The organism is bacterium (genome assembly GCA_019695335.1).
Taxonomy (GTDB): Bacteria; CLD3; CLD3; order SB21; family SB21; genus JABWBZ01.
Map to the genome: position 1 here is coordinate 1 of JAIBAF010000087.1, position 12,519 is coordinate 12,519.

At 43.1% G+C, this 12,519-nt stretch carries 11 protein-coding genes; 10 read left to right on the forward strand and 1 reads right to left on the reverse strand.

Translation table 11 applies throughout. The annotated features are described in order from the left end of the window. The first annotated feature begins 145 nt into the window (after positions 1-145). The 7 genes from K1X84_15510 to egtC all read left to right on the forward strand — a co-directional run bounded on the left by K1X84_15510 (position 146) and on the right by egtC (position 9,025). On the forward strand, positions 146-823 hold the full coding sequence (locus K1X84_15510; GenBank protein ID MBX7153034.1) for a succinate dehydrogenase cytochrome b subunit: 678 nt from the start codon (positions 146-148) through the stop codon (positions 821-823). 92 nt (positions 824-915) lie between these two features. Next, positions 916-2,829, forward strand: a complete 1,914-nt coding sequence (locus tag K1X84_15515; protein MBX7153035.1) for a fumarate reductase/succinate dehydrogenase flavoprotein subunit — start codon at positions 916-918, stop codon at positions 2,827-2,829. 50 nt (positions 2,830-2,879) lie between these two features. Next, the gene (locus K1X84_15520; GenBank protein ID MBX7153036.1) at positions 2,880-3,635 is read left to right on the forward strand and encodes a succinate dehydrogenase/fumarate reductase iron-sulfur subunit; all 756 of its coding nucleotides are present in this window, start codon (positions 2,880-2,882) and stop codon (positions 3,633-3,635) included. Between the two features lie 125 nt (positions 3,636-3,760). After that, a complete protein-coding gene (locus K1X84_15525) occupies positions 3,761-5,941 on the forward strand; it encodes a TonB-dependent receptor (protein MBX7153037.1) in 2,181 nt (726 codons plus the stop codon). 109 nt (positions 5,942-6,050) lie between these two features. Continuing rightward, a complete protein-coding gene (locus K1X84_15530; protein ID MBX7153038.1) occupies positions 6,051-7,778 on the forward strand; it encodes a hypothetical protein in 1,728 nt (575 codons plus the stop codon). 99 nt (positions 7,779-7,877) lie between these two features. Continuing rightward, entirely contained in the window at positions 7,878-8,204 is a 327-nt protein-coding gene (locus K1X84_15535) for a hypothetical protein (GenBank protein ID MBX7153039.1), read from the forward strand. Between the two features lie 2 nt (positions 8,205-8,206). Next, complete coding sequence (egtC, locus tag K1X84_15540; GenBank protein MBX7153040.1) at positions 8,207-9,025, forward strand: ergothioneine biosynthesis protein EgtC; 819 nt, start codon at positions 8,207-8,209, stop codon at positions 9,023-9,025. Positions 9,026-9,064: 39 nt separating this feature from the next. Here egtC and K1X84_15545 read toward each other — a convergent pair whose 3' ends face one another. Continuing rightward, a complete protein-coding gene (locus K1X84_15545; GenBank protein ID MBX7153041.1) occupies positions 9,065-9,988 on the reverse strand; it encodes an SPFH domain-containing protein in 924 nt (307 codons plus the stop codon). Between the two features lie 101 nt (positions 9,989-10,089). Here K1X84_15545 and K1X84_15550 point away from each other — a divergent pair, with 101 nt between their 5' ends. The 3 genes from K1X84_15550 to K1X84_15560 all read left to right on the forward strand — a co-directional run bounded on the left by K1X84_15550 (position 10,090) and on the right by K1X84_15560 (position 12,449). Beyond that, a complete protein-coding gene (locus K1X84_15550) occupies positions 10,090-10,998 on the forward strand; it encodes a class I SAM-dependent methyltransferase (protein MBX7153042.1) in 909 nt (302 codons plus the stop codon). Between the two features lie 23 nt (positions 10,999-11,021). Beyond that, positions 11,022-11,351 carry a hypothetical protein gene (locus K1X84_15555; protein MBX7153043.1) on the forward strand — a complete coding sequence of 110 codons (330 nt, stop codon included), beginning with the start codon at positions 11,022-11,024 and terminating at the stop codon, positions 11,349-11,351. A gap of 267 nt (positions 11,352-11,618) precedes the next feature. Next, positions 11,619-12,449, forward strand: a complete 831-nt coding sequence (locus K1X84_15560; protein MBX7153044.1) for a phosphocholine cytidylyltransferase family protein — start codon at positions 11,619-11,621, stop codon at positions 12,447-12,449. Positions 12,450-12,519: the final 70 nt, after the last annotated feature.

The window sequence follows — 12,519 nt, forward strand, 5'->3', positions numbered from 1 at the left end:
CTTGCATTTTTTCGCGCATTCCATTAATTTTCTTGCCGTTCTGACACAACCGGCAGCCGCCGGTAAACGACTCTCCTTATTTCGTATCTCACGAAACGAATATTCGAAACATGAAGTAACTCACTTTAATCACGGAGCCTCTGTCATGGTTTCTTTTTTTTCAATGGTATGGTCGTCCGTCGGTAAGAAGATAATGACCGGTCTCACAGGCCTCGGCTTGTGCCTGTTTATCATCGGGCATTTGGCGGGTAATTTCAGTCTTCTGATCAGTGCGGAAGCCTTTAATCTGTATACGTACAAATTATTCAGCCTCGGCGGGTTATTGTATGTAATCGAAGCGCTGCTTACTCTGGCATTTGTACTCCACGCTATCGTTGGTATTAGTATTTTTCTGAAAAAGCGTAAAGCACGTCCGGTCGACTATATTAAAGTAACGAATGCCGGTGGTAACAGTCATAAATCCGTTTCATCAGTATCGATGATCTGGACAGGATTGATTCTTCTGGTTTTTCTCGTCCTGCACCTGAAAACATTTAAATTCGGGTCTTACTATGAAACTAGTATCAACGGCATGGTCATGCGCGATCTTTACCGGCTGGTTATAGAAGTGTATCAACAACCCTATTATGTGATCAGTTATACCATTATCATGATCCTGCTGGGAGTGCACTTGCGGCATGGCTTCTGGAGCGCATTTCAATCACTCGGAGTCAATCATCCAAGGTATTCCCCTATCATTTACAGCTTCGGGATTTTATTCGCCATCATTATGGCTGCAGGGTTTATATTAATACCAATTTGGATATACTTTACTAAACAATGATCTATGATTAATGAACAATGAATAAAACATTTCTTCAATTCAACGCTCATTGTTCATTATTCATTGTTCATTTAAAATCAGGGAGACTTTAAATGAGCCTCGATTCTAAAATTCCTTCAGGTCCGCTACCGCAGAAATGGGACCAACATAAATTCGAGATGAAGCTGGTTAATCCCGCCAATCGCCGTAAATATACGGTATTGATTGTCGGTACAGGGTTGGCCGGCGCATCGGCAGCGGCATCACTGGGCGAATTGGGATACAACGTCAAATCCTTCTGTATTCAGGACTCACCACGCCGGGCGCATTCGATCGCGGCTCAAGGCGGCATCAATGCAGCCAAAAATTATTCCAACGATGGCGACAGTATATGGCGGCTTTTCTATGATACTATCAAAGGCGGCGATTACCGTGCCCGCGAAGCCAACGTTTATCGCCTCGCACAAATGAGCGTCAATATCATTGATCAATGCGTCGCGCAAGGCGTACCTTTTGCACGCGAGTATGGCGGACAATTGGATAACCGTTCCTTCGGAGGCGCGCAGGTGTCACGCACGTTTTATGCCCGCGGCCAGACCGGCCAGCAATTATTGCTCGGTGCGTACGGCTCAATGATGCGCCAGGTGGAGCAAGGCACGGTTCAGATGTTTGCACGCCGGGAGATGCTGGATCTCGTTGTCATAGATGGTAAAGCGCGCGGCATCATTACAAGAAATCTTGTAACCGGCGAAATCGAATCGCATGTCGGCGATGCAGTATTGCTATGCACCGGCGGTTACGGCAACGTATATTATCTTTCGACTAACGCCAAAAATTCTAATGCAACCGCCGCATGGCGTTGCTACAAACGCGGTGCATTTTTCGGTAACCCGTGTTACACCCAAATTCATCCCACCTGCATTCCCGTCTCCGGAGAATATCAGGCCAAACTCACACTCATGAGCGAGAGCTTGCGCAACGACGGCCGCGTGTGGGTTCCGAAAAACAAAGGCGATAAACGTTCTCCCGACCAGATTCCCGAAGACGAGCGCGATTATTACCTGGAAAGAAAATATCCAAGTTTCGGCAATCTCGTTCCACGTGACGTTGCATCGCGTAATGCCAAAATGGTGTGTGACGAAGGTCGCGGCGTAGGCGAATCTGGGCTTTCCGTATACCTGGATTTCCGCGACGCAATCAAACGTCTCGGTGACGATACCATTCGTGAACGATACGGCAATCTCTTTGATATGTACGAGCGAATCACCGGTGAAAATCCTTATAAAGTTCCAATGCGGATTTATCCGGCTGTTCACTACACGATGGGCGGCTTATGGGTTGATTACAATCTGCAAAGTACCGTTCCCGGCCTGTTCGTTCTGGGTGAAGCCAATTTCTCCGACCACGGCGCCAATCGTCTCGGAGCCAGTGCACTCATGCAAGGATTGGCCGACGGCTACTTCGTTATTCCTTACACAATGGCCAATTATCTTGCTTCGAATAGTTTTTCTAAAATTTCAATCGATCATACCGAATTCAAAAACGCGCGTGAAGGCGTTGAAGCTCAAACTCAAAAACTTCTGTCAATCAATGGTAAAAAGACCGTAACTGAATTCCATCGCGAACTCGGAAAGATCATGTGGGACTACGTCGGCATGGGACGCACAGAAGCAGGGCTTAGACATGCATTACAAGAAATTCCAAAAATTCGTGAAGAATTTTGGAAAAACGTAGTAATCCCCAACGATCCTCAGAACCTGAATAAAAATCTGGAATTCGCCGGCCGCGTCGCCGATTTTCTGGAACTGGGAGAACTTATGGCTCGCGATGCGCTTCACCGTAACGAATCTTGCGGCGGTCATTTCCGGGAAGAATTTCAAACGCCGGAAGGCGAAGCCCAGCGTGACGACAATAATTTTAGTTATGTCGCAGCCTGGCAATATACTGGTGAGAATAAAGAACCGGTGCTCAACAAAGAATCGCTCGATTTCGAAAATGTGCACCTGTCGCAACGCAGTTATAAATAATATTTAACCTCCGTTCGCAGCAACCGAACGAATAAATGGTAAGAGGAATTATGGAAAAGAAAAATATGACCCTCCATCTTCGCGTCTGGCGTCAGAAAAACGCTGCATCGAAAGGCAAGATGGTGGATTATACAGTTAATAATGTCTCGCAAGACATGTCCTTCCTGGAAATGCTTGACGTACTCAATGAAGATCTGATCAAAAAAGGCGACGATCCGATCGAATTCGATAACGATTGCCGCGAAGGAATTTGCGGTATGTGCAGCATGGTCATCAATGGCGTTGCGCACGGCCCGGAAAAAGGAACGGCGACGTGTCAATTGCATATGCGTAAATTCAAAGACGGTGATACGATTACCGTCGAACCATGGCGCGGCACGGCATTTCCACCAATCAAAGATTTGGCGGTCGATCGGAGTGCGTTCGATCAAATCATAGCCGCCGGCGGATATACGTCATGCCGTGTGGGTTCTGCAGCGGACGCCAACGCGATCCTCGTGTCGAAGGATATGGCCGAAAAGGCCATGGACGCAGCCGCTTGTATCGGTTGCGGCGCCTGCGTGGCGGCCTGTCCCAACGGTTCAGCTTCATTATTTGTCGCAGCGAAAGTCGCACAGTTTACTTATTTACCACAGGGTCACGCTGAACAAAAACAACGTGTGCTAAATATGGTACACAAAATGGACGAACTCGGTTTTGGAGACTGCTCTAATCACGGAGAATGTGAAGCGGTTTGCCCGAAAGAAATTTCAATCAAACATATCGCTATCATGCGCCGCGAATATTTCAAAGCGGCCATTAGCTAATACTTGCTTTAAGTACGTAATCGAAAGGACGAGAGATAACTGGTATTTCTCGTCTTTTTTTTGTCATTTAATGCTAATCACTTTAGGTTTATTTAATTTCGATCTACTTCGTGTAGGAATTATAGATGAAACGTTTTATTTCTTTGTTCTTAATTATTAGCTCCACTTCTGCATACTCCCAAAATACTTTTTTGGCTTTTGTGAAAGACAGAGAACACAACGAACCTTTGATCGGCGTCAACGTTTTGTTGGACAATACAACCATTGGCGGTACGACGGATCAGGACGGAAAGGTAGCTGTTACAGGTATTCCAGACGGCCCGTATATAATCAGGTTTTCATACATCGGATTTGCCGATCAATCCATTTCGATTACATTTCCGCTCGAAGATAAAAATTATGTTTTCGAAATCGAAATGGAAGAGAAAGAATTGGAAGGCGAAGAAATTACGGTTTCCACCACACGTACCAAACGTTTAATCAAAGACATTCCAACGCGCGTAGAAGTGATTGGCGGTGAAGAGCTCGATGAAAAACTCAGTATGCGTCCATCGAATATTTCAATGCTGCTGAATGAATCAACCGGAATTTACGTACAGCAGACTTCCGCTTCTTCCGGCAACGTCAATATCCGTATTCAAGGCCTTGACGGCCGGTACACGCAAATTCTCAAGGACGGATTTCCGCTTTTCGGTGGTTTGTCATCCGGCCTCAGCGTGATGCAAATTCCTCCGCTCGATCTTTCGCAAGTAGAAATAATTAAAGGTTCTTCTTCCACGCTATATGGTGGCGACGCAATAGCCGGCATGGTCAATTTAATCTCGAAACAACCCGGCAAAGAGCGCGAATGGACGCTCTTACTGAATCAGACTTCCGCCATGGGAACTGACGCTGGAATGTTTTTTTCAAAGCGTGACGATCGTTTGGGATTTTCCATATTGGCCTCGGCCAATCGCCAGCAAGCGTACGATGCTAACGACGATAATTTCTCCGACCTCCCCCAAGTTAAAGTTTTGACTGTCAATCCGAAGATATTCTATTATCCAAATGAACATTCACAGCTCAACTTTGGCGTAACCACAACTTTCGAAGACCGACGTGGCGGCGACATCAAAGCCATCGAAGAAAAAAAAGATACCAACCACGTGTACGTTGAAAAAAATCGCAGCTATCGTGCAAATACCCAGTTAAAATACGAAAAAAAATTAACGACAGGGAATGTCTGGACATTAAAAAACAGCGTCAATATTTTTAGTCGTAGAATCGATTTTACAGGAACTCCGGTAACTAATGAACAATTGTCCAGTTTCAGCGAAGTCAATTTACTGATCAATCGTTCACAATTCGATGTGATTATCGGCGGCAATCTCGTTACCGATCATTTTAAACAGCATGATCAGAACGATCGACGCCTTCAGGACGATCGGTATATTATCGGCGGAGTTTTTTTTCAAAGCTATTGGAATATCTCCGATCAATGGCTGATGGAAACAGGATTACGAACAGACTGGCATGATGAATTTGGTTTTTTTGCGTTGCCCCGATTATCGGTTTTATACAAAGCAACACAGCATTGGAGCGGACGGTTGACTCTGGGCTTGGGATATAAAGCGCCTACTGTTTATTCAGAAAAAGCTGAGGAAACGGGCTATCGCTTCCCAATCGTATTTAATAAACATCTGAAAGCCGAAACTTCCCGAGGCGGAATTTTCGACGTCAATTATAAAACTATAATCGGTGACCGATTAACGCTCAACCTGAATCAAGCAGCATATCTAACGCGTATTAATGATCCATTAGAAGTGGAAGTTTACCCGCCTGTCCCCGATTCAACCTTTTATAACTACTTTAACTCTTCGGGATACATTCTCACTAAAGGAGCGGAAACCAATGTCAAACTGACTTTTGAACATCTTAATTTATTTGTAGGTTATACGCTGATTTCCGCGCGACAATACAAAAGCAGTAAAAGCTCTGAACTCTTGCTTACTCCACGGCATAGGGTGAACTTGATCCTGATGATGGAAAAAGAGGAAACCTACAAAATCGGTTATGAAGCTTATTTTACAAGCTCTCAAAAACTCCAATCTGCATCGCGATCAAAAAATTATTGGATTATGGGTCTGATGGGGCAAAAAACTTGGGGCATGTTTACCGTTTTTCTCAATCTTGAAAATTTTACCGATACCCGGCAATCTAAATTTACACCCGTCGTGAATCCGCCATATGATGCGCCTACATTTAATGATGTCTACGCTCCTCTAGAGGGTTTTGTCGTCAACCTGGGCACCAAAATCCGCTTCTGAACAAGCATAAAAATCTATGTTTTTCCTGAAACATTGGCACCCCCGAAACCGTATGTTTGAGTGGATGAAGCTTTTTAACGTATCAACCGAAAAGAGCGGTGAAAAACTTATGCGGAAAATCCTAACAACCCTATTTTACTTCTCCGGTTTGATGTTCGTCAGCGTTACAGCGTTTGGGCAATACGCCGTTGTGGATATGAAAGATTTTGACCCTGACGAAATTTACGTTCGTAACTTCAGCGTCAAACAGTCAACGGCTGTTTACATCGACGCCGTCGGCGTTATGTCCAAATCGCATAAATGGAATCGTTGGGATCCGATGTTAGCTTATGGATGGATTCTCAATACGGATACACGTGAAGTCGTATGGGCTATGACTCCTAGTAACGTTAACGACGTATGGAGTTCAAACAATGTTGAATTCAAGGGTACGGTAACGTTGAAACCAGGTAATTATGAAGCTTATTATTCTACTTACGGTCAACGCATTATTAAAATTTCTTCATCGAAGAGCTACTTGAATGAATTCATGAAAAATCTTGTCAAAGTATTTGTTGACGATGCCGATTTATGGGAAGATCATGCTGACTGGAAATTCAGGATTATGGCAAAAGATGAGACTAAAGACAACTTTGGCACTTATCAGTCACCGGATCCAAAAATTAATGTCATCAACCTGACCGGCGCGCGTGACAGCGATTATCTCGAAAAAGGTTTTACTGTCGAAAAAGAAGTCAAAGTTCGCATTTACTGTATTGGCGAAGGTCAGGACGGAAAGATGTACGATTTCGGTTGGATCAGTAATGATCAGACCGCTCGTCCTGTGTGGGAAATGCGTTATGAAAATACGTCCCATGCCGGTGGCGCCGAAAAAAATCGCGTGTACAATGGCGTCATTACTTTACCTCCCGGTAATTATATTGCGACGTATATGACTGACGATTCCCATTCGTATAACGATTGGAATATGCAACCGCCTTATGATCCTGGATACTGGGGACTATCTGTACGTGTGATCAATGAGGATGATTTGTCGTATATACACGATTATAAAAAAGCAAAAAAACAGGAAATTCTCTCGCTCGTCAAAATCGGCGACAGTCAATATCGTTCAGAAGGATTTTCATTATCCAAACAAACCGATATTTTTATCTATGCAATTGGCGAAGGTCGTGATCACCGTATGTACGACTATGCTTGGATTACTGATGCCAAGACTGGCGAACGCGTATGGGAAATGCGCTATTACGAAACCAAATACGCCGGCGGAGCCGACAAAAACAGGCTTTTTGAAGGTTCAATCACATTGATGCCTGGCGATTATACCGTTCATTATGTTTCCGACGGTTCTCACTCCTACGAGGATTGGAACGATGATCCACCTTACAATGCGAGTAAATGGGGTATCACGCTAAGTTTAGTCAATGCGACCGACGGAAAAAATATAACCCGGTATGTTGAGGCCGAAGACAAGACGATTTTAACTCAAATTGTACGAGTCGGCGATGATGAATATTTATCCAAAACATTTACTGTCAAACAAAATTCGAAAGTTCGGGTCATCTGTCTCGGCGAAGGCCGTAGCGGACACATGTATGATTACGGATGGATCAAAAACAAAAATACCGGGCAAACCGTTTGGGAAATGACGTACGGAATGTCGCAACATGCCGGCGGAGCGCGGAAAAACAGAATTTATGACAGCGTCATTTATCTCGAAGCCGGCACTTATGAAGCTTATTACATCACTGACGGTTCGCATTCTTTCGAAGACTGGAATGACGACCCGCCGGGACAACCCGACAAATGGGGCATTACCATCCGACAAGTCCAGTAAATTGGTTAAATTCAAAAGCGGCTTTTTTAAGCCGCTTTTTTTATTTCGTTCTTTTTTGTTTTTTTGTATCTTAGAGCGCACTAGTACGAGGAGGAAACAATGTTTGATCGAATTAAATTCACTAACAAAGGAAAATCGGTTGTCGTGACGGCCGATCCTTTTTTTGTTGACGACTATATCATCTATCACGAAGTTAATGACGAAATACACATCCTCGAAAAAGACATGAAAGAATTCGAGACCAAAGAACCTATGTGCATTTTTGATACGGTCAAAAATATTCAGTATGATATCAACGAAAGCGACTTCGGTTTAGAAATTACCGTAGAAGAAATGTCTTTGGATACGCTTTTGAAAATAGGTTTATCACGAGAAGCGCTCGACCAGATTATTTTACTTCAAAAGAAAATAACGAACCCGAGATAACCATGTGCCGCTTTGCCATTTATAAAGGCCCATCTATTGCTCTATCAAAAATTGTAGTCGATCCGCCTCACTCGTTGGTTCGCCAAAGCTTTGATGCGCGTGAAATGTTGTCGGGTTCATCGAATTCCGATGGCTTCGGCATAGGATGGTATCAGTCCGCACTTTCGGAAAAGCCGGCTCTTTATCGCAATCCCTCACCGATCACAACCGATCTGAATGTTCCTATGCTGCGTGGCATTTCCGGTGAAATTATTTTGGCTCATGTCCGAGGAGCGTCTGATGGAATGCCTGTCTCCTGGACTAATACGCATCCTTTTTCTTATCAGCAATTTTTATATATGCACAACGGTTCGGTCGATGAATTCCGCACTCAAATCTATCCGGAATTTATTTCGCTTATAAGTCCTTTTGTCTGGAATATCATCAAAGGCAATACTGACTCTGAACATGTTTTTGGTTTGTGGCTAAGTCGCCTCAATGAAAATCGACTAAAAGCGGGTGATAATTTCTCGCTTACGGAGAAAATTGAATCGCTTCGGCAAACAATACGAGAATTAGAAAAACTGGCCGACAAAAAAAGAACCGATATCGTATTGAATATCGGTTTGACAGACGGTCGCGACGTCATTGCTACGCGACATCATTTTGGAAATCGTAAAGCTACATTATATTATTTGGAAAATTCCGACAGCTTCCCCAATGGATATGTGATTGCTTCAGAAAAACTTTTTGATGACCCACACTGGAAAGCAGTCCCTGAGAAATCCATCTTAACTATTGACCAACAAAATCGGTTACGAATCGAGCCCGTTCACGCTTAATTGCGGAAAGAGCCCGATTCTGATCACCGAAAAAAATCATCATTCTTTTTTACTTTTATTGACTTCGCCGGCTGTTACCATCGCATCACGAATTTGATCAGCAATGGAACCCAATCCGCCGGGCGAATGTGGCATGAGGATCGTATTGGTTTGCGAGTGTTCACCGATCGATTGTAAGGTATCAAAATATTGCGTCATGAGCACCAGCATCATTACGTCTCGGGCCGTCGAACCTTCTACCGCTTGTTGAAATTGTTCGACTGAATCGCGCAGACCTTCAATGATAGCCTTACGTTGATCGGCAATACCTTTACCTTGTAAGGCTTTGCTTTGTGCATCCGCTTCCGCGGCTTTAACTTTCAAGATCCTTTCTGCTTCACCTTTTTCTGTCGCCGCCATACGCAAACGTGTCGCGGCATTGATTTCATTCATAGCTTCTTTCACCTTGGCATCGGGATCAATATCCGTTACGAGCGCTTTGAGAATATTGTAACCAAATTCTTCCATCGTATGGCCAAGTTCCTGACGCACGGCATCGGCAATTTCATCTTTTTTCTCAAACAGATCGTCCAACTTAAGCTTTGGTACACGAGCACGTACAAGATCAAATACAAATGAGGTTACCTGCTGATGAACATTCGTCAACCGATAGTAAGCATCGTATACTTTTTCCGGAATGACAAAGTATTGGACGGAAACTTTGAGATGGACGAACACATCATCTTGCGTTTTCGTTTCGACGACGACGTCCAGTTGTTGAACGCGAATAGTGATACGGGCGACCAATTTATCCATAATCGGTACTTTCATGCCGAGGCCCGGACGTGCCATGCGATGAAATTTTCCAAAACGTTCAATCACGCCGACAGTTTGTTGCTTAATCACAAAAAACGATGACATCAATAATATCAGAAAGAAAAAAGCAACAAAACCAAAGCATACTAATGATCCAATAGGGTCCATGATTCTCCTCCACTTGTTAAACAACGCATAATTTATCAGATAAAGTTAGAAAAAAGATTGGAAATTGGCTACACTTTTTCTATTTTCACGCCGAAAATTGAATGAAGAAAGAAATCATGACCGATATCGATTACGACATTCATCCGAAAACCAATGCATGGCTTTTGACACGTGCGATTACATTACTCCGATGCACAGAATGTCACGCTCAAAATTTTGTCATCTATCGCGACGACAACATGCCACTGGAAGTATTATCTCATTGTGTCGTTGTCTGCCAGGCTTGTCAAACCTGTTTCAAATACGACAAGGGTATCCTGGAAATGCTTCAGGAAAAGCCGTCCGATCTTACCTTAGCACAACGTACCAATTTCTGGCATCTTGTTGCCAACCGTTACCAAAAAAATTGGCGCAATTGGTGTATGAGTCTTTTCTGCGCTAATAAATTTTCCAATGAACAGGAAAAAGAAAAATTAACGGATTGGCTTCAGATGAATTCTTTGCCTTCGCATTCGGTTTGTATCGATCTGGCAACCAGTCACGGTTTTTATGCCATTACATTGGCCGAAAAGATGATTGCGCATCAAATGGACGGAATAATTTTAGCTGTCGATTTTTCAAAGAAAATGCTTACCCAGGCTGTTAGTCAAGCCCAATCAGCAGGCGTTTCAGATAAAATTTTATGGATTCTTGCAGATGTTGAGTCCGCGATCTTTAGTGAAAATGTTGCATCCCGTATCAGTTGTGGTGGAAGTATGAACGAATACCGTCATGCTTCGAAAGTTCTCGGCAACACACATACATGGCTGAACGATAGCGGTCTGTTTTTTGTGATGAATTTGTTTGCTAGAAATAGCTTTTTGAGTGCGATTCTTAATATTATCCATCGAATCAGCGGATTAAATTTTTTCACGTTTCAGCGATGGAATGAATTCTTTGTTGGAAACCAATTTGGAATCCATCGCCAAGAAGCGAAAGGAGTCGTCATGTTTACATTACTTAAAAAATGAGTTCAATAGCATGGCAAGCAGCATTGGAAAAAGAAATGGATGCTGCTCAAAAAGCTTGGTCTGAAAAAAACGACGGTCGAGCCAGAACATGTGTACGCCGTGCGGTCGGCATTATTTTGCTCGAGTACAATCATTCAATAAATCAAGAAGCCATACCGGGCAAAACGGCCTTAGACCGGCTTCGACATGTTTCCACCGACTACTTTTTCCCAGAAGAAATCCGCAAAGCAGCAACCCGCCTAACTACGAATGTTAATCAACGCCTCACTGCCAATTTCACTTTCCATCCAATTAATGATGCCAACATTATAATTCGTTTTTTTCAAAGTGAGATCGCAAAATTTGATCGTTGAAGTGGTACAAGAATAAACTTCTGACAATTTTAGTTTTATCTTTTTTATTCGTGTTCACTGCAAGAAAAAACTTTCATCTGCCATTTTAATATTTCCATAACAAATAAAAACAAAATGCTAATAATTGACTCAGTATGAAGTTTTATAGTTTAAACACAATAAAAACAATATATAAAATTACATTTACCAATCATCATAAGGCCGGTACAGTGCTTGCTATAAAACATTTCGTTACATTAGTCACAAACAGAATGGATGATTAGATAAATGAAAGCGTTTATATTAGCAGCAGGACAAGGTAGCCGATTATTGCCGTTAACTCAAGAAACGCCTAAGACGTTACTGAATATCAATGGGACCAGCATCTTAGAATATCAACTTGTTACCCTTGCAAGTTGTGGATTTAAAGAAGTTGTTATTATCGGCGGTTTTCGTGTTGACAAACTGCGTGAAGCCGCTCAACGTTTTGTGGCACTTCACGGTCTTGATCTTCACTTAAAAATTATTACCAATGCCGAATACGACATTACCAATAACCTTTATTCATTGTGGCTTGCCCGCGATGAAATGACTACGGATTTTATCGTCGTCAACGGCGATAATGTTTTCGAACGCCAGGCACTCATCAAGACGCTGAATGTAAAAGATGCCAGCGCTATTCTGGCTATTCACCGCAATCCGAGCTACGATGATGAAGATATGAAAGTCAAATTAGACGGACATCGCGTGACGGCCATTAGCAAAAAAATCGATAATTATGAAGCGCAAGGTGAATCGATCGGTTTACGGATGTTTCGTGGTAAAGGCGTAGCCGGTTTCAAATATGCTCTGGATATGGCGATGATTGAAGACGTCAAGCGTAGCGCGTTTTTTGTAACGGCGATCCAGCATATGATCGACAGCGGCCACAATGTTGGTTACGTTGATGTTACGGAGTTCAAATACGGTGAACTGGATTTTCATGAAGACCTTAAACATCTCGAACAGGAAATGTCAGGTGTCATGTTGCAGAGCATCATGCTCTACACCAACCCCGCTGGTATCTACGCACGCAGCAAAGGCCTTTTCAGTACACCGATGATGAAAAAAGCCGGATAGTTTCATACCATTAGTTTATATATAAAGAGTTCTTGGTAGAATTTATACTCTATCAAGAACTTTTTTTATG